Here is an 18,216-nt window from a genome sequence, read left to right on the forward strand (position 1 = left end):
ACTTACCCACCTATCCCTTGACGGCGCCGGAGGTCAGACCGGAGACGATCCGGCGCTGGAAGAAGAGCACGAACAGGATGATCGGAACGGTGATCACCACGGCGGCGGCGCAGATCGCCCCGGTGGGGTCCTCGAACTGCGACTCGCCGGTGAAGAACGACAACGCGACAGGCACCGTCCGGGACCGCTCGGTGGAGGTCAGCGAGATGGCGAAGAGGAAGTCGTTCCAGCAGAAGATGAAGACCAGGATCGCCGTGGTGAAAAGCCCCGGCGCGGCCAGCGGCGCGATCACCCGACGGAACGCCTGCCCCTGGGTGGCCCCGTCCATCTTCGCCGCCTTCTCCAGATCCCACGGGATCTGCTTGAAGAACGCCGACAGGGTGTAGATCGCCAGCGGCAGCGAGAAGGTGATGTACGGCAGGATCAGCCCCGGCCAGGTGTCGAAGAGCCCCAACTGCCGCTCGATCTCGAACAGCGGGGTGACCAGCGAGACCTGCGGGAACATGGCGATCAGCAGGGAGACCCCGACCAGGACCCGCTTACCGGGGAAGTCCAGCCGACTGATCGCGTACGCGGCCATCGCCCCCAGGGTCACCGCGATCACGGTGGCGATCAGCGCGATGCCGATCGAGTTGACCAGGGCCCTGACGAACTGGTCGGTGGCGAAGATCGACCGGTAGTTCTCCAGCGTCCACTCCCGTGGGATGAACTTGCCGTCGGTCAACGTGGCCGGGGTCTTGAACGACAGCGACATGATCCAGAGGACCGGGATCAGGGCGAAGACGACCACGATGGTGTTCATCAGGCCCCACTGCAACCGGGCCTTGGAGGTGGTGTCCGCCATGTCAGCGCCTCTCCCCGTCGTCGCTGCCCGGGGCAGCGGTACCGAACAGCTTCACGAAGACGAACGCGATGATCGCCACGGTGATGAAGATCAGCACCGACATGGTGGACCCGATGCCGAGGTTCAGCCCCCGCATCAGGTTGTTGTAGGCGAGCATCGACACCGACGACGTCTCGTTGCTCCCCGCGGTCAACACGAAGATGTTGTCGAAGACCCGGAACGCGTCGAGGGTGCGGAACAGCAGGGCGACCAGGATCGCCGGCTTCATCACCGGCAGCATCACCTTGGTGAACCGCTGCCAGGCGGTGGCCCCGTCGGTGGAGGCCGCCTTGAGCAGGTCCTCCGGCACCAACGCCAGGCCCGCCATCAGCAGCAGCGCCATGAACGGCGTGGTCTTCCAGATCTCCGCCAGCATGATGATCGCCAACGCGCTGCCCCGCTCGGTCAGCGGCGCGCTGCCGTCGAAGAGGTTGGCCAGGTACCCGGTGCCCGGCGTCCACGCGTACCGCCAGGAGAAGGCGGCCACGACCGTGACGATGCCGTACGGGATCAGCGCTGCGGTCCGGACGATTCCCCGTCCCACCAGGGTCCGGTGCATGACCAGCGCCAACCCCATGCCGAGCACCAACTCGACGGCCACGGTGACCACCGTGATCAGCATGGTCACCCCGAACGCCGTCCACCAGAAGTCGTTGGTCAGGACGGTGACGTAGTTCTCCAGCCCGACGAACTCCCGCTGGTCGGGGAAGCGCAGGTCGAACCGTTGCAACGACAACCAGATCGAATACAGGATCGGGTACGCGGTGACCGCCACCATCACCAGCGCGGCCGGGGCGCAGAGCAGCCAGCCCAGCTTCCGTTCGGCGCGCTTGTTCTCGCTCAGCGGTTCCCTGCGTCGACGGCGCCGCGGCGGCGGCGCGAACGGGTGTTTGCCGTCGGCCCGCTCACCGATCGTCTCGTCGCCCTCGACCCGCAGCACCTCGGCCGCCCCGATGGGACCGGTCCGCTCACTCATGCCGCCACCCCGCTCCGCGACGCGTCGACACGAGTACCTACAGCGATGATTCGCTCGCTCCGCTCGCTCATGGCAGTACGCCCTTCGACTCCAGCGCGTCACCGATCGCGGTGCGCAGCTCTCCGGCGGTCTGCTCGGGGCGGATCGCCGCAGGCGGGGAGAGGTAGGCCGACATGACCGTGGAGATGTTCTGGTAGGCCGGGGTCAACGGCCGGGTCGCGGCGTCGCGCAACTCCTCCAGGATGGTCTCCTTCATCGGGTACGCCTCGTTCATCTCCGGGTCGTCGTAGACGGCCTCGATGGTCGGCGGGACGCCGTCGTTGACGGCGGAGAACTTCTGGTTCCGCTCGTTACGCAGGCACTTGGCCGCCTCGAAGGACTCCTCCGGGTGCCGGGAGTGCGAGCTGACCGCCAGGTTGTACCCGCCGACGGTGACCTTGCTGGGCGTCTGCGGGTCGACCCCGGGGAACCGGGCCCACCCGACCTGCTCCGCGAGCTGCGGGTTGGCCTCCTGCAACGCCGGGTAGACGAACGGCCAGTTCAGTTGGAAGGCACCGTCACCGGCCTGGAACTCCAGCCGGACCGGGTCCTCGGTGGCGTTGCTGAACGACGGGGAGGTCACCCCGGAGGTGGCGAAGCGCTGGAGCTGCTCCAGCGCCCGGACCGCACCCTCGTCCATCTCGGCCCGCTTGCCGTCGGCGCTGAGGATGTTCCCACCGGCGCTGGCGACCAGGGTGTTGTAGAGGACGACGAGGCCCTCGTACTGGGCTCCCATGGTGAGGACCTGGTACGGCTGCCCCTGACCCTTGAGCTCCTGGGCCTGGGAGATCATCTCGTCGAAGGTCGTCGGCGGCTGGTCCACCAGGTCCTTGCGGTACCAGAGCAGCTGCACGTTGGTGTTCTTCGGCGCGGCGTACAGCTTGTCCTCGTACGTGGCGGTCTCCAGGGGCCCGGCGAGGGTCCCCTGCTCGACGTCGGTCCGGTCCTGGCCGGTCCACTCCCGGATCCAGTTCGCGCTGGCGAACTCCTGGGTCCAGGTCACGTCCAGGCCGAGGACGTCCATCCCGGTGTCCTCGGCGGCCAGTCGGCGGACCATCTGCACCCGCTGGTCGTCGGCCTCCCGGGGCAGGGTCCGGTAGACGATCCGGTACCGCCCCTGCGCCTCGGCGTTGCAGTCGTCGACCACCTGCTGGAGGTTCTGCTCGGGGCCGTAGTACAGGTTGATCGTCGGCGTACCACCGGTGTCGTCCGAGCCGCAGGCCGCCAGCGGGGCCACCAGGGCCAACGCGGCGGTCGCGGCGGCGACGCGGGTCCGTGGCCGGCGTCGATGTCGCACCTGGTCGGTGTGGTCGGTCATCGCCCTCCCCCTCGGTTGAACAGGCGAGAGCCGGGGAGGTGCCCATGGCCCCGGCGCGCGGCGAGGCACCCTCGGCGGTGACCCCGCCGGGGCGACCCCCGCCTTCCGGCGTCGATCCGGCCCGTCCCAGGCAATGTGTGGCGCTAACACTGCCCGACCTGCGCAGTCGTGAAACCTGGTCGGGACGCTACTGAATAATTCCGGACAGTCTGGTAGAAAGTACCAGGTAGATCGTTTGTCACGGCGGTGACGTGCAGCGACAGGGCCGCCACTGGCGTCGCCCCGCCGGTACGGGTACGGCATGATGTGGCGATGATCGCCCGGTTCAAGGACCTCGTGCTGGACGCCGCCGACGCCCGTGCGCTCGGTGCCTTCTGGGCCCGGGTACTCGGCGGCGAACTCGTCGAGGCCGGTGACCGGGACACCCGGATCCTGCCGGGTGCGGGCCGCACGGCGGCCGAGGGGATCTGGGTCAACCAGGTGCCCGAACCCCGCACCGGACGGACCCGGGTCCACCTCGACCTGCGGCTCGACCGACCGGACCCGGGGAGCCTGCTGGCCACCGGGGCCCGCCTGGTCCGCGAGCCGGACTCGGAGATCGACTGGTGGGTCCTGGCCGACCCGGAGGGCAACCTGTTCTGCGCCTTCCCGCCCGGTGACGACACCGCCGCCGGGCCGATCGCCCTGGTCGTGGACGCCAGCGACCCGCTGGCCCAGGCGACCTGGTGGGCGGCGATGGTCGGCGGGCGGGTCCGGCACCGCACCGACCCCGGACAGGCCCTGCTGGTGGAGGCGGCCGGTTTCCCGTGGGGACGCTGGGTCTTCGACCTCGCCCCGGAGCGGCGGACGGTCAAGAACCGGCTGCACTGGGACGTCGACCTCACCGAACCGACCCCGGCCGCCCTGATCCGGGCGGGGGCGACGCTGCTGCGGGAACCGGACGCGACGGCCCGGTGGTGGGTCCTGACCGACCCGGAGGGCAACGAGTTCTGCGCCTTCCCACCCGCCTGACCCACCCACCGGCCTGGGTCACCCGCTCGCCGTCGGGGTCGCCGATTCCACCCGTGGACCCCACCCGACCGAGTCCGACAGGTGACCGACCGGCGCTTCCGGGCGGCGACCCGGTCGACTAGCGTTTTCGGCAGACCTTCTTCCGCCGGCGCGTCGCCGTCGACGTCGACCCGCCTCCGGTCGCCCATCCCCTGCCGCCCGATCGGTGGGTATTCGCGGGAACAGCAGCTGCCCGTCGCCCGGATTCGGCAGGATCGTCTCCCGAGGAGGTGCCGTCGTGCAGGACACCCGCGCTCTCGCCCTGACGTTCGAGGTGAGCGGCCTGCCACCGGTAAAGACCGAAGCCCTGTCCATCTTCGCCGCCGGCCACCGCCAGGCGACGAGGGTACGGACCCTGCTCCAGGCGGCCTGCGCGGCGGCCCAGCGTACCGGCTGGACCCCGCTCACCGGGCCGGTCGAGGTGGACCTGACCCTGCGCTGTCCGCCGGGGCATCGCACGTCCGAGGCCAGCACCCTGCTGGGCGGGGTCTGCGCGGTGCTCCAGGACAAGAAACGGGTGTCCACCGTCGGGCTGTCCCACCTCGGCGTCCTCGTCGACGTCGCCCTCTACGCCGACGACCGGCAGATCCGCCGGTTGTCGTACGCCGAGGTGCCGGCCGAGGACTTCTCGTACCAGATTCGGGTGGCCACCGTACCGACGGTGGTTTGACCGGCGGGCGCGGTCGGGTACCGCGCATGCCGAGGAAGGGAGAGGCGATGTCGGAGCCACATGTCACGCTCGACCCCAACGGGCTGGACCCGGTGCAGGAGCGTCTGCGCGGACCGCTGGAGGATCAGCTGACCTCGGCGCTCAAGGCCGCCACCGGGCGGGTCAGCGCCGATTACGCCGGGGAGCCGGTGGAGCAGGTCTGCCAACGGCTGCTCGACGAGACCCGCTCCGGGCTGCACCCCGACATCGCCGCCGGTTTCACCCCCGACATGGACGAGTTCTGCCGCGTAGCGGTAGCCATAGTCCGCCGCGAACTCACCTGACCCCACCCCCCACCCCTCTCCCCTCCCCTCCCCCCTCCCCTCCCCCCGCTCCCGCCCGGTTGCGGGGTTGATCAAGGGATTTGCGTCAGGATTCCAGCTGCCGATGACGCAAATCCCTTGATCAACGCGAAGAATCCGGGTGGGGCGGGGGTCCGTTGGTCAGCGTGGTGGGTCCGGGCGGGGGGTGGGGCGGCGGGTGAGGATCAGGTCTGCGACGAGGGCGGTCCATCCGGTCTGGTGCCAGGCGCCCAGGCCGGCGCCGTTGTCGCCGTGGAAGTACTCGGGGAAGGCGATCAGGTCCCGCCAGTCCGGATGGGTCTGGAAGAGCTGGGCGGCCCCGTAGATCGGCCGACGCCCCCACCCGTCCCGGGTGAACAGGGAGATCAACCGGGCGGACAGGTCGTCGGCGACCTCGTCGAGGGTGAGCTGCACCCCCGACCGGGTCGGGTACTCCACCCGGAGGTCGTCGCCGAAGAAGGCCGCGTAGTCGCGCAGCGCGCTGATCAGCAGAAAGTTGGTGGGCATCCAGATCGGCCCCCGCCAGTTGGAGTTCCCGCCGAACAGGCCGCTCGTCGACTCCGCCGGTTCGTATCCGACGCCGAACTCCTGGCCGCCCAGGGTCACTGTGAACGGCTTGTCCAGGTGCGCCCGGGAGAGGGTACGCAGGCCGTACTCGCTGAGGAACTCGTCGGTGTCCAGCATCCGGGCCAGCAGCTTGACCACGTGGTCCGCGCCGGCCATGGAGAGCAGCCGCTGCTGGCGGCCGTCGGGGCCGAGGCGCCGGGCGTCCATCACGTGCGCGTACTCGGGGCGGTTGGTCAGGAACCACCGGATCCGGGCCCCCAACTCGGGGAGCCGTTCCAGGGTCTGCGCGGTGAGCCGGGTGGTCGCCGCCAGCGGGAGCAGCCCCACCACCGACCGGACCCGCAGGGGGACCTGACTGCCGTCGGTCAGGCGCAGCACGTCGTAGAAGAACGCGTCCTCGTCGTCCCAGAGCCCCTGGGAGTACGCGGCGGCGGCGATGTAGACGAAGTGTTCGAAGAACTTGCAGGCGGTGTCCACCCAGGTGCGGTCCTGCTCGGCCAGGATGATCGAGATGTCCAGCAGGTTGAGCGCGTACATCGCCATCCAGCCGGTGGCGTCGGACTGCTCCAGCACCCCGGCCACGGGCAGCGCCGCCGACCTGTCGAACGGTCCCACGTTGTCCAGCCCGAGGAAGCCGCCCTCGAAGACGTTGTTCCCCCCGGTGTCCTTGCGGTTGACCCACCAGGTGAAGTTCAGCATCAGCTTGTGCATGACCCGGGCCAGGAACTCCCGGTCACGGGAGCCGTCGATCTCGAAGACCTTCAACGCCGCCCAGGCGTGCACCGGCGGGTTGACGTCCCCGAACGCCCACTCGTACGCCGGGATCTGCCCGTTGGGGTGCAGGTACCACTCCCGGAGCAGGAGGAGTACCTGTTCCTTGGCGAAACCGGGGTCGACCCGGGCCAGGCTGACACAGTGGAAGGCGAGGTCCCAGGCCGCGTACCAGGGGTACTCCCAGGGGTCCGGCATCGAGATGACGTCGAAGCTCGTCATGTGCCACCAGGCGCTGTTGCGTCCCTGCCGACGCCCCTCGGGCGGGGGCGACGAGTTGGGGTCGCCCTCCAGCCACCGTTTGACGTCGAAGTGGTAGAACTGCTTGCCCCACATCAGCCCGGCGATGGCCTGCCGGGCGACGAGGGCCTCGTCCGGGGTGGTCGTCTCGGGCAACAGCGAGTCGAACCACCGGTTCGCCTCCGCCCGTCGGGCCCACAGCACCGCGTCGAACCCGGTGCCCAGGTCGAGCGCGGGCGGCGGGGCGGTCCCGGGGGGCGGGCCGGTCCTGGTCAGGCGCAGCCTGATCTGGCGCTGCTCACCGGCGGGGACGGTGAGCACGTAGTGCAGGGCGCCCTTGGTCCCCTCCCGGTCGGGGTTGACAGTGGCCGCGCCGTCGACGACGTGGTCGTTGATGCCGTCCTTCGGGTACGCCGACCGTCCCGGCAGCCCCCAGAGCCGCTCGGCGTTGCTCTCGTTGTCGCACAGCAGCGGGGTCGGGCTCCCGTCTCCGGCCAGCACCACCTGGCCGGTGGTGTCGTGCCGGCCGACCAGCCGGGCCGGGGTGGCCGGGCCGGCCGGTCCCCGGGAACTGGCCCGGCGGCGACCCCGTCGGGCCGGCTCGCCGACCAGGTGCGGCACCCGGTCGCTGCCGGGCAGCCCCCAGGCCCACGTGTTACGGAACCAGAGGCTGGGCAGCACGTGCAGGGTGGCCTGGTCCGGCCCCCGGTTGGCGACGGTGACCACCATGCACAGGTCGGTCGGGGACGCCTTGGCGTAGTCGACGGTCACCGCCCAGTACCTGTCCTCGTCGAAGATCCCCGTGTCGACGAGTTCGTACTCGGTGTCGTCCCGGCCGCGCCGGGTGTTGACCGAGACCAGGTCGTCGTAGGGGAAGGCGGCCTGCGGGTAGTGGTAGCGCCACCGCATGAAGGAGTGGGTGGGGGTGGAGTCCTCGTACCACCAGTACTCCTTGACGTCCTCGCCGTGGTTGCCGCCGTCCCCACCGAGGCCGAACATCCGTTCCTTGAGGATCGGATCCTCGCCGTTCCACAACGCGAGCGCGAAACAGAAGGTCTGTCGATCGTCACAGACGCCTGCCATCCCGTCCTCGTTCCACCGGTAGGCTCGGGACCGCGCGTGGTCGTGGGGGAAGTAGTCCCACGCCGTGCCGTGTTCGCTGTAGTCCTCCCGTACCGTCCCCCACGCCCGTTCGGACAGATAGGGACCCCATGCTCGCCATGCCTGTTCGCCCGCGTCGGCCTGGGCCAACCGGGTGCGTTCGGCATCGTGGGACAGCTCGTGAGGAACCGACACGTCAGTGATCACCTGTCAATCTTCGACGCCACGGGTGCACTTGACCACTTCGGCCATTGTTCCCGTTGCGTGTTACACCCCGCCGCCGCTGGAGGAAAGTTGATCGGTATCAGTTTCGGTCCGCAGGTCTGTGGCGAGCTGACGAGCGGGGCGACCCGCGAATGGCTGGTCACCGACGGGGTCGGTGGGTACGCCATGGGGACCGTCAGCGGGCTGCGTACCCGCCGCTACCACGGGCTGCTCGTGGTGGCCGGAGACACCCCGGCGGCCCGCAACGTGGGACTGGTCAGCCTGGATCCGGCGGTGCTGCTGCCGTCCGGGGCACAGGTACGCCTCGGTGCCCACGAGTGGTCCTCCGGGGAGGTCGACCCGCGCGGGTTCGAGCTGCTGGAGCAGTTCACCGTGATCGACGGTGTGCCCCGCTGGCGGTGGCGCATCGGTGACGTGGTGATCGAGCGGGAGCTGGCGATGCTGCCCGGCCGGTCCTGCGTGGCGGTGGTGCACCGGCTGGTCGCCGGTGGCCCGGTGCAGCTGGACCTGGCGGCGGTGTGCACCTGGCGGGACGCGCACGGCGAGCGTCGGGCGGACGGCCCGGCTCCCCGGGTCGAGCCGGTCGCCGAGGGCGCGGTGGTCGAGGGCGCCTACCGGCTGTCCGGGCCGGGCTGGGTGCCGCAGGGGCAGTGGTGGAACGGGGTACACCACCGGGAGGAGGCCGCCCGGGGTCTGAACGCCGAGGAGGACCTCTGGTACGCGGGCCGTTTCTCCGGGGCGCTGGAGCGTCCCGGGGACACGGTGTCGGTGTTGGCCTGGGCCGGGCAGCTGGACCTGGAGCCGGTGCCGGCGGCCGAGGTGGTGACGGCGGCCCGTCGGCGCAACCGTCGGGTGGTGGCCGCCGCGCAGCCGGTCGACGACGTCGAGGCGACCCTGGCGTTGGCGGCGGACGCGTTCGTGGTGCGTACCGCCCAGGCACCCGTGGACGTGGTGGCCGGGTACCCGTGGTTCGGCACCTGGTCGCGGGACACGATGATCTCGTACGAGGGGTTGTTCCTCTGCGCCGGGCGGGCCGACGAGGGGCGGGAGCTGCTGCGGTCGTACGCGTCGACGGTGTCGGAGGGGATGCTCGCCAACACCGCCGACACCGGTCGGGTGGAGTACAACACCGTCGACGGGACGCTGTGGTTCCTGCACGCGGTGTCCCGGCACGTGACGGTCACCGGTGACACCGACCTCGGTGACGAGCTGCTCCCGGCGTTGCACGGGATCGTCGACGCACACGTCAAGGGCACCAGGTACGACATCGGCGTCGACCCGGCCGACGCCCTGCTCGCCTGCGGGTCCCCCGGGACGGCGTTGACCTGGATGGACGCCCGGGTGTACGGCGTACCGGTGACCGCCCGGACCGGCAAGCCGGTCGAGGTCAACGCGCTGTGGATCAACGGTCTGGCCGGGGTGGCGGAGCTGACCGAACTGGCCGGTCAGGATCCGGCCGAGCTGTGGCGTCTGCACCACCGGGCCCAGGCGTCGTTCCGGGAGCGGTTCCCCTCCCCGGTCGGCTGGCTGCACGACGTGGTGGACGCCCCGGCCCCGGCGTACCCGCTGGGCGGTGCCGCCCACCACGACGACGACCTGTTGCGTCCCAACCAGCTGCTGGCCTGGTCGCTGCCGTACGCCCCGTTGGAGCCGGACGCGGAGGCGGTCCGCCGGGCCGCGGCGGGTCTGCTCACCCCGCTCGGGTTGCGCAGTCTCGCCCCGGACTCCCCCGGTTTCGCCGGTCGGCACCGGGGTTCGCCGGCCGAGCGGGACGGCGCCTACCACCAGGGGACGGTCTGGCCGTGGCTGCTCGGCCCGTACACCGACGCGGCCCGACGGTCCGGACTCGACGTCGACGACCTGTTCGGCGGGGTCGAGGCGCACCTGCGTGAGCACGGGGTAGGTTCGGTGAGCGAGACCGCCGACGGGCTGGCCCCGCACCGGGCGACGGGCTGCCCGTTCCAGGCGTGGTCGGTGGCGGAACTACTGCGTGTCCGACGGATCCGATAGGCGCGCTTTACAGGACCGCAACGGCGACGTCTCCCGGGGTTATCCGGGCCGGGTGAGGATTGCCCTCATCCGGGTCGACACGGCCGGCGCCCGTCGGGCGCCGGCCGGGCCGCGCACACCTGACAACTCAAAGGGGGCACACGTGTCACCGGACGCCGACGTCATCGACCTGCACTCCGCCCGTCGCCAGCGCATCCTGATGCTGTCCTGGGAGTACCCCCCGGTGCTCGTCGGCGGACTCGGCCGCCACGTCCACGCCCTCTCCGTCGCCCTCGCCGCCGCCGGACACGACGTCACCGTCGTCACCCGCCACACCGACGGCGCACCCCTGGAGGAGTACGCCGACGGCGTCCGGATCCTGCGCGCCGCCGAGGACCCGGTCACCTTCCCCCTGGCCACCGGCAGCCTCCTCGCCTGGACCATGGCCTTCAACCACACCCTCACCCGCGCCGCCCTACGCGCCACCGAGACCGGCGCCTACGACGTGATCCACGCCCACGACTGGCTCGTCGCCCACACCGCGATCACCATCGCCCAGCACCTGGACCTGCCTCTGGTCACCACGATCCACGCCACCGAGGCCGGGCGGCACCAGGGCTGGTTGCCCGAGGAGATGAACCGGACCATCCACGGTGTGGAGCACTGGCTGGCCAACGAGTCCGACCGGGTGATCGCCTGCTCCGGGTACATGCGCGAGCAGGTGTCCACGCTGTTCGACGTGCCGACCGCGCGGGTCGACGTGGTCGCCAACGGGGTCGACGACCGGGCCTGGCACGCCCGCCCCCGGGCTGTCGCCTCGGCCCGCGCCCGGTTCGCCGGGGACGGCCCCCTGGTCGGGTACGCCGGACGGCTGGTCTACGAGAAGGGGGTGCAGCACCTGGTCCGGGCGGTGCCCTCCCTGCGGCAGCGGCACCCGGGGCTGCGGGTGCTGATCGCCGGGGACGGGCCGTACCGTGGCGAGTTGCAGGCCGAGGCGGACCGGCTGGACCTCGGCGACACCGTGAGCTTCACCGGGTTCCTCGACGCCACGCAGCTGCCGGCGGTCCTGGGGGCCACCGACGCCACCGTCGTGCCGAGCCTCTACGAGCCGTTCGGCATGATCGCCCTGGAGGCGGCGGCCGCCGGGGCACCGCTCGCGGTGGCCGCCACCGGTGGACTGGCCGAGATCGTCGAGCCGGGCGTGACCGGGGTGACCTTCCCGCACAGCGACCCGGACGCCCTCGCCGGGGCGGTCGACCGGCTCCTCGCCGACGAGGTGTTCGCCCGGCGGGTGGCCCGCAGCGCCCGGAAGATGGTCGGCAGGCGGTACGGGTGGACGGCCATCGCGGAGCGCACCGCCGCGACGTACCTGACCGCCGGTCGGGAACACCGGGCCTTCGCGGTCCGCCGCGCCACCGAGCGACTCGGGGCGGGGCGCAGGCCGGTCTCCATCCCGGACGGGAACCTGCTGCTCGCCGCCGGCCTCGCCGGTTGATCCTCGCCGGACCCGGGCCGATCCGGTCCGGGTCCCGCTGGAGCGGATGAGTTTCGTCTGCCCGCTCGCTATCGTGTACCGCACGTAGCCGAGGGGGGACTGGGTGCAGCAGGCGCTGATCGCCGGCCGGTACCGGCTGCTGAACCTGGTGGGTTCCGGTGGGATGGGCCGGGTGTGGCGGGCCCGCGACGAGATGCTGCACCGTGACGTCGCGGTGAAGGAGATCGTCCCACCGGCCTGGCTGGGCGAGGCGGAGCGGGACGAGATCCGGCACCGGACGCTGCGGGAGGCCCGGACCGCCGCCCGGCTCGACCATCCGAACGTGGTCCGGGTCTACGACGTCCTCACCCACCGGGGTGGTCAGTGGCTGGTGATGGAGTACGTCCCCTCCCGGTCGGTGCAGCAGATCATCACCGCCGAGGGGCCGCTCCCGCCGCGCCGGGTGGCCCGGATCGGCCTGGCGGTGTTGGCGGCGTTGCGGGCCGCGCACGCGGCCGGGGTGCTGCACCGTGACGTGAAGCCGCACAACGTGCTGGTCGCCGAGGACGGTCGGGTGGTGTTGACCGACTTCGGGTTGGCCACCTTCGTCGGTGGTGACGCGGCGATGACCGGCCCCGGGATGGTGTTGGGGTCACCGCAGTTCGTCGCGCCGGAGCGGGCCCGGGAGGGGGTCGCCGATCCGCGTACCGACCTGTGGTCGCTGGGGGCGACGCTGTTCGCGGCGGTCGAGGGTGTGTCGCCGTACGCCCGGGGCAGCGCGATGGCGACGTTGAGTGCGCTGGCCACGGAACCGCCCGCTCCCGCCCGGCGGGCCGGACCGTTGCGGCCGGTGTTGACCGGGTTGTTGCAGCGTGATCCGGCCCGACGGCTGGACCCCGACGAGGTCGAGCGGCTGCTCCGGCAGGTCGTCTCCGGGGTCGCCGACGCGCCCGCCGACCGGCCCGCCACCACCGGGGGGCGACAGTGGGTGCGGGCGACGTCGGCCCGGGGACGGCCGGTCGGGGTGGTCGTCGCCGTCGGGGCGGCGGTGGTGCTGGTGGCGGTGGCCGGTGTCCTGGTGAGCACGGGCGGGGGCGATGATCCCGGTCCGGTCGGGGGTACCGCCACCCCGGTCGATCGACGGGCCGCCTTCGCCTGTGCCGGCAGCCCACCGGTGGCCGCCCGGCCGGTGCCGTCGGTCCCGCCGCCGCAGGAGGAGCCGGCGCTCGTCCCCGGTTGGACCTGGCATCTGGACCCGAGCGGGTTCCGGATCGCCGCCCCGGTGGGTTGGCACCGGTGGACGGACGCGGCGGCGGTGTGCTTCCGGGAGCCGAACGGTTCCCGGCTGCTCAGCGTCGCCGCCGGTGCCGCCCCGGCCGATCCGGTCCGGCACTGGCGGGCGGAGGAGAAGCGGATCACCGGTGCGGGCTTCCTGCCCGGTTACGAGCGGGTCGACATCTCCGCCATCGACCTCTACCAGGGTGGGGCGGTGTGGGAGTGCCGGTGGCGTGACGGGGCCGGGGACCCGGTGCACGCCGCCCGGCTGCTGATCCGGACCTCCCCGGAGCGGGCGTACACCCTCACCTGGCAGACGGGGGAGTTCGACTGGCAGGTCAACGCGACCTACTTCCTGATGGTCCGGCAGAGTTTCCGTCCCGCACCGCCGTCGTAGTCCACATCGGACCCACCCGATCCCCCTCGATCAACACGGGACACAGTGGCGTAGGTTGTCGATCACGATCTTCCCGGGGAGGGTGACGCGACAATGATGGGACCGTCCCACGCGCTGTCCGGCGCGGCGGTGTGGTTGTCCGGGTCGTTGGCCCTGGACTACTTCGCCGACTACGAGCAGTCTCCCCTCGCCCTCGCCGTCGGCACCGCGGTCTGCGCAGGTGGTGCGCTCTTCCCCGACCTGGACCTCTCCGGCAAGGTGACCCGTAACCGGGGCGGGGCGACTGTCGCCCGCACCTTCGGTGTGGTCAGCCTCTTCGCCGCCGAGGTGATCGAGAAGGTCTCCCTCGGCGTGTACTACGCCACCAAGCTCAGCAAGGATCCCCGACGCAACAACGGGCACCGGACGCTGACCCACACCATTCCGTTCACCGTCCTGGTCGGGTGGGGCACCACCTGGCTGTGTGCCACGTACGGCAAGTGGGCGGTGATCGGCATCCTGTTCTTCATGATCGGACTGGCCCTGCGCGGCCTGTTCGACAAGTGGGCGGAGCGGGCCGGTTGGGTGATCGTCACTCTGGTGTCGGCCGGGGCGGCCTGGTTCACCTACGCCAACCTGCCCGGGGACCGGGGCTATCCGTTGATCGGGTTGGCGGTCGGGGTGGGCTGCTTCGTGCACATCCTCGGCGACCTGATCACCCGGGCCGGGGTGCCGATCCTCTGGCCGATCCCGATCAAGCGGCGGATGTGGATGCCGATCCGGCTGCCGAGCAAGATCGCCCTGCGTACCGGCAGCAAGACGGAGGTCGTGGTGCTGCGCTCGATCATGACGGCGGTGGCGGTGTTGTCCGCGGTCGGCCTGGTCGCCCCCTCAGTCCTGGAACGGTTCCCCACCGACCTCTGAGGACTCCACCGGCCCACCACATCGATGCCCGTCTCAGCGCATGATCGCCTTCGGGAGGGTGTCCGGTCCCCCGCCGCACCGGCGTGACCTGCGCCCGTCGCGCGGCCGTACCGGCTATTGACGGTCGCCGGAAACGTGCCCTACGGTCTGTCGAAGCGCTTCGTCGAAGCGTTTCGACGTCAGGTTGCCGCAGCCGGTGTGGTCACCGACCCGGACCTCCCCCGGTGCCCCCTCGCGTCTCTGCGGGGTCCTCTTCCTCGTCTTCCAACGCACGCTGAGCCGCGGCATCACGGTAGGAGCCGAGACGTGAAGTTCACCGACGGGTACTGGCAGATGCGGCCCGGGGTCGAGGTGCTCCGACCCCGGGCCGTCGAATCGGTCGAGACGCAGGAACGCGGCTTCACCGTCTACGCCCCCACCGCCGTGCTCACCGGCCGTGGGGACACCCTGAACCGGCCGGTGGTCACCGTCCGGTTCTTCTCCCCCGCCCCCGGGGTGGTCGGGGTGACGATCGGACACCACACGGGTGGGCTCCCCCGCGAGCCCCGGTTCGCCCTGCACACCGACGACGACCACCCGGTCACCGTGGACGTCACCGAGTCGACGGCCGCCCTGACCACCGGCGACCTGACCGTCCGGGTCGGGCTGGTCGGGGCCTGGCAGGTCGACTTCCTGCACGGCGACCGGGTCGTCACCTCCTCCACCGAACGCAGCGTCGGCGTGGTCACCGACGACCAGGGCCGCCGGTTCGTCCACGAACGCCTCGCCCTCGGCGTCGGGGAGACTGTCTACGGCCTCGGCGAACGGTTCGGCGCGTACGTCAAGAACGGCCAGGCCGTCGACATCTGGAACGCCGACGGCGGCACCGCCAGCGAGCAGGCGTACAAGAACGTGCCGTTCTACCTCAGCAGCGCCGGGTACGGCGTCTTCGTCGACCACCCCGAGCACGTGTCGTTCGAAGTCGGGTCGGAGGTGGTCTCCCAGACCCAGTTCAGCGTCGAGGGGCAGACCCTGACGTACCTCCTCGTCGACGGCCCCACCCCCAAGGACGTGCTCCGCCGCTACACCGCGCTGACCGGCCGACCGGCCCGGGTGCCCGCCTGGTCGTACGGGCTGTGGCTGTCGACCTCCTTCACCACCTCGTACGACGAGGAGACCGTCACCTCCTTCATCGACGGGATGGCGCAGCGGGACCTTCCCCTGTCGGTGTTCCACTTCGACTGCTTCTGGATGCGCCAGTTCCACTGGGTCGACTTCGTCTGGGACCCGAAGACCTTCCCCGACCCGGAGGGGATGCTGCGCCGACTGCACGAGCGGGGCCTGAAGGTCTGCGTCTGGATCAACCCGTACATCGCCCAGCGGTCGTACCTGTTCGAGGAGGGGCGGCAGGCCGGATACCTGGTCTGCAACCCGGACGGCTCGGTCTGGCAGTGGGACAAGTGGCAGGCCGGGATGGCGCTCGTCGACTTCACCGACCCCGAGGCCGCCGCGTGGTACGCCGGCAAGCTCCGCACCCTGCTGGACATGGGGGTGGACTGCTTCAAGACCGACTTCGGGGAGCGGATCCCCACCGACGTCCGGTGGCACGACGGGTCGGATCCGCAGCGGATGCACAACTACTACTCGTACCTCTACAACAAGGTCGTCTTCGAGCTGTTGGAGGCGGAGCGGGGCCCGGGTGAGGCGGTGGTCTTCGCCCGGTCGGCCACCGCCGGGGGACAGCAGTTCCCGGTGCACTGGGGTGGCGACTGCGAGTCGACGTTCCCCGCGATGGCCGAGTCGCTGCGCGGTGGACTGTCGCTCGCCGCGTCCGGATTCGGGTACTGGAGCCACGACATCGGCGGGTTCGAGGGCACCCCCGACCCGGCGGTGTTCAAACGGTGGATCGCCTTCGGGCTGCTCTCCTCCCACTCCCGGCTGCACGGGTCCGGCTCCTACCGGGTCCCGTGGGCCTACGACGAGGAGGCCGTCGAGGTGCTGCGCCACTTCACCCGCCTCAAGCTCGAACTGATGCCGTACCTGGCCTCCGTCGCCGAACAGGTGCACACCGACGGGTGGCCGATGATGCGGCCGATGGTGCTGGAGTTTCCCGACGACCCGACCGCCGCGTACCTTGACCGGCAGTACATGCTCGGCCCGGACGTCCTGGTGGCACCGGTGATGAGCGCCGACGGGGAGGTGACCTACTACGTGCCGACCGGCACCTGGACCCACCTGGTCACCGGAGCCCGGATCACCGGACCGGGGTGGCGCACCGAGAAGCACGACGTCACCAGCGTGCCGGTGCTCGCCCGCCCGGGGGCGGTCGTCGGTTTCGGCGCGGTCCACGACCGCCCCGACTACGAGTGGGCCGACGGTGTCCGGTTGCGCTGCTACGCACCGGTGCAGGGGCAGCGGACCCGGGTGCGGATCCCGTCGCCGGGCGACGGACCGGGCGCGGTGTTCGAGATCGGGTACGCCGACGGGGTCGCCACTGTCGACCTGGTGGACGGGGCGTCGTCGGGGTACACCTGTGAGGTCGTGAACGCGGAGGGAGCACGGTAGATGTCGGCACGGAGTTTTCCCGAGGGTTTCGTCTGGGGTTCGGCCACGGCGGCGTACCAGATCGAGGGTGCGGCCACCGAGGACGGGCGGGGACCGTCCATCTGGGACACCTACAGCCACACCCCCGGACGGACGTTGAACGGCGACACCGGTGACGTGGCCGCCGACCACTACCACCGGTGGGCCGAGGACCTCGGACACATCAAGGAACTGGGGCTCGACGCCTACCGGTTCTCCATCGCCTGGCCCCGGGTGCAGCCCGGCGGCTCGGGCGCCTTCAACCAGGCCGGGATCGACTTCTACTCCCGGCTCGTCGACGGCCTGCTGGAGGCCGGGGTACGCCCCGTCGCCACCCTGTACCACTGGGACCTCCCGCAGGAGCTGGAGGACGCCGGGGGCTGGCCGGTCCGCGACACCGCGCTGCGGTTCCAGGAGTACGCGGCCGGGATCGTCACCGCCCTCGGCGACCGGGTCCACACCTGGACCACGCTGAACGAGCCGTGGTGCTCGGCCTACCTCGGGTACGCCTCAGGGGTACACGCCCCGGGCCGGACCGAGCCGGCGCAGACCCTGGCCGCCGTACACCATCTGAACCTGGCGCACGGCCTGGCCGGTCGGGTGATCCGGGAGACCGCACCGGCGGCACAGCTGTCGGTGACGCTCAACCTGCACGTCATCCGACCAGCGTCGGAGTCGGCCGCCGACGCCGACGCGGTCCGGCGGATCGACGCCCTGGCCAACCGGGCGTTCCTCGGCCCGATGCTGGGCGGGGCCTACCCGGCGGACCTGCTCACCGACACCGCCGCCGTCACCGACTGGTCGTTCGTGCGCGACGGCGACGAGAAGGCCTGCGCGGTCCCGCTGGACGTGCTGGGGGTCAACTACTACTCCACCACCCTGGTCCGGGCCTGGGACGGGACCTCGGCCCGCTCGGACAACGACGGGCACGGCAACTCGGTGCACACCCCGTGGGTGGGCGCCGACGACGTCGACTTCCTCCCCCAGCCCGGCCCGTACACCGCGATGGGCTGGAACATCGACCCGAGCGGCCTGACCGAGCTGCTGCTACGCCTGCACCACGAGTACCCCAACCAGCCGATGATGATCACCGAGAACGGGGCGGCCTTCGACGACGAGGTCTCCGCCGACGGGCGGATCCACGACGAGCGTCGGGTGGACTACCTGTACCGGCACATCGACGCGGTCGGGGCGGCGATCGACGCCGGGGCCGACGTGCGCGGCTACTTCGTCTGGTCCCTGCTGGACAACTTCGAGTGGGGGTACGGCTACGACCGCCGGTTCGGCATCATCCGCGTCGACTACGACACCCAGGTACGAACCTGGAAGGACAGCGCCCACTGGTACCAGACCCTGACCCGTACCAACACCCTCCCCACCCCCTGACCCAGCCTCCAGCGCCCCCTGCCGCCCCCGCCCTTCCCCTGCCCCCTCC

General features: G+C 71.1%; 13 protein-coding genes. 9 read left to right on the forward strand and 4 right to left on the reverse strand.

What is annotated here, in order from left to right:
- Window positions 1-10: 10 nt before the first annotated feature.
- From WHN02_RS23130 to WHN02_RS23140, 3 genes are all read right to left on the reverse strand, one after another.
- On the reverse strand, window positions 11-844 hold the full coding sequence (locus WHN02_RS23130) for a carbohydrate ABC transporter permease (RefSeq protein ID WP_350899216.1): 834 nt from the start codon (window positions 842-844) through the stop codon (window positions 11-13).
- A gap of 1 nt (window position 845) precedes the next feature.
- Window positions 846-1,859, reverse strand: a complete 1,014-nt coding sequence (locus WHN02_RS23135; protein ID WP_434740804.1) for a carbohydrate ABC transporter permease — start codon at window positions 1,857-1,859, stop codon at window positions 846-848.
- A 67-nt stretch (window positions 1,860-1,926) separates the two neighbouring features.
- Window positions 1,927-3,216 carry an ABC transporter substrate-binding protein gene (locus WHN02_RS23140; protein WP_434740805.1) on the reverse strand — a complete coding sequence of 430 codons (1,290 nt, stop codon included), beginning with the start codon at window positions 3,214-3,216 and terminating at the stop codon, window positions 1,927-1,929.
- A gap of 312 nt (window positions 3,217-3,528) precedes the next feature.
- Between WHN02_RS23140 and WHN02_RS23145 the strand changes: the two genes are divergently transcribed.
- The 3 genes from WHN02_RS23145 to WHN02_RS23155 all read left to right on the forward strand — a co-directional run bounded on the left by WHN02_RS23145 (window position 3,529) and on the right by WHN02_RS23155 (window position 5,259).
- Window positions 3,529-4,227 (forward strand): VOC family protein, encoded by a 699-nt coding sequence (locus tag WHN02_RS23145; RefSeq protein WP_434740806.1) that lies wholly within the window; start codon window positions 3,529-3,531, stop codon window positions 4,225-4,227.
- Between the two features lie 277 nt (window positions 4,228-4,504).
- Window positions 4,505-4,936, forward strand: coding sequence for a hypothetical protein (locus WHN02_RS23150; protein WP_434740807.1), 432 nt, complete (start codon window positions 4,505-4,507; stop codon window positions 4,934-4,936).
- A 47-nt stretch (window positions 4,937-4,983) separates the two neighbouring features.
- Complete coding sequence (locus tag WHN02_RS23155) at window positions 4,984-5,259, forward strand: hypothetical protein (protein WP_434740808.1); 276 nt, start codon at window positions 4,984-4,986, stop codon at window positions 5,257-5,259.
- Window positions 5,260-5,418: 159 nt separating this feature from the next.
- Here WHN02_RS23155 and WHN02_RS23160 read toward each other — a convergent pair whose 3' ends face one another.
- Window positions 5,419-8,151, reverse strand: a complete 2,733-nt coding sequence (locus WHN02_RS23160; RefSeq protein ID WP_434744034.1) for an MGH1-like glycoside hydrolase domain-containing protein — start codon at window positions 8,149-8,151, stop codon at window positions 5,419-5,421.
- Between the two features lie 99 nt (window positions 8,152-8,250).
- Between WHN02_RS23160 and WHN02_RS23165 the strand changes: the two genes are divergently transcribed.
- The 6 genes from WHN02_RS23165 (at window position 8,251) to WHN02_RS23190 (ending at window position 18,167) form a co-directional block, all read left to right on the forward strand.
- Window positions 8,251-10,191 carry an amylo-alpha-1,6-glucosidase gene (locus WHN02_RS23165; RefSeq protein WP_434740809.1) on the forward strand — a complete coding sequence of 647 codons (1,941 nt, stop codon included), beginning with the start codon at window positions 8,251-8,253 and terminating at the stop codon, window positions 10,189-10,191.
- Between the two features lie 142 nt (window positions 10,192-10,333).
- A complete protein-coding gene (locus WHN02_RS23170) occupies window positions 10,334-11,665 on the forward strand; it encodes a glycosyltransferase family 4 protein (protein WP_434740810.1) in 1,332 nt (443 codons plus the stop codon).
- Between the two features lie 163 nt (window positions 11,666-11,828).
- The gene (locus WHN02_RS23175; protein ID WP_434744035.1) at window positions 11,829-13,316 is read left to right on the forward strand and encodes a protein kinase domain-containing protein; all 1,488 of its coding nucleotides are present in this window, start codon (window positions 11,829-11,831) and stop codon (window positions 13,314-13,316) included.
- A 93-nt stretch (window positions 13,317-13,409) separates the two neighbouring features.
- The gene (locus tag WHN02_RS23180) at window positions 13,410-14,219 is read left to right on the forward strand and encodes a metal-dependent hydrolase (protein WP_434740811.1); all 810 of its coding nucleotides are present in this window, start codon (window positions 13,410-13,412) and stop codon (window positions 14,217-14,219) included.
- 306 nt (window positions 14,220-14,525) lie between these two features.
- Window positions 14,526-16,763: an alpha-xylosidase gene (gene yicI, locus WHN02_RS23185; protein WP_434740812.1), complete on the forward strand. Its 2,238-nt coding sequence runs from the start codon at window positions 14,526-14,528 to the stop codon at window positions 16,761-16,763.
- Window positions 16,764-18,167 (forward strand): GH1 family beta-glucosidase, encoded by a 1,404-nt coding sequence (locus WHN02_RS23190; protein ID WP_434740813.1) that lies wholly within the window; start codon window positions 16,764-16,766, stop codon window positions 18,165-18,167.
- Window positions 18,168-18,216 lie beyond the last annotated feature (49 nt).

It is taken from the genome of Micromonospora sp. SH-82 (genome assembly GCF_051132485.1).
GTDB lineage: Bacteria > Actinomycetota > Actinomycetes > Mycobacteriales > Micromonosporaceae > Micromonospora.

What these genes read in the sequence shown, in the direction of transcription:
- WHN02_RS23130 (WP_350899216.1), bottom strand. Translation starts at nt 844, where the DNA reads ATGGCGGACACCACCTCCAAGGCCCGGTTGCAGTGGGGCCTGATGAAC.
- WHN02_RS23155 (WP_434740808.1), top strand. Translation starts at nt 4,984, where the DNA reads ATGTCGGAGCCACATGTCACGCTCGACCCCAACGGGCTGGACCCGGTG.
- WHN02_RS23145 (WP_434740806.1), top strand. Translation starts at nt 3,529, where the DNA reads ATGATCGCCCGGTTCAAGGACCTCGTGCTGGACGCCGCCGACGCCCGT.
- WHN02_RS23140 (WP_434740805.1), bottom strand. Translation starts at nt 3,216, where the DNA reads ATGACCGACCACACCGACCAGGTGCGACATCGACGCCGGCCACGGACC.
- WHN02_RS23175 (WP_434744035.1), top strand. Translation starts at nt 11,829, where the DNA reads ATGGGCCGGGTGTGGCGGGCCCGCGACGAGATGCTGCACCGTGACGTC.
- WHN02_RS23180 (WP_434740811.1), top strand. Translation starts at nt 13,410, where the DNA reads ATGATGGGACCGTCCCACGCGCTGTCCGGCGCGGCGGTGTGGTTGTCC.
- WHN02_RS23135 (WP_434740804.1), bottom strand. Translation starts at nt 1,859, where the DNA reads ATGAGTGAGCGGACCGGTCCCATCGGGGCGGCCGAGGTGCTGCGGGTC.
- WHN02_RS23190 (WP_434740813.1), top strand. Translation starts at nt 16,764, where the DNA reads ATGTCGGCACGGAGTTTTCCCGAGGGTTTCGTCTGGGGTTCGGCCACG.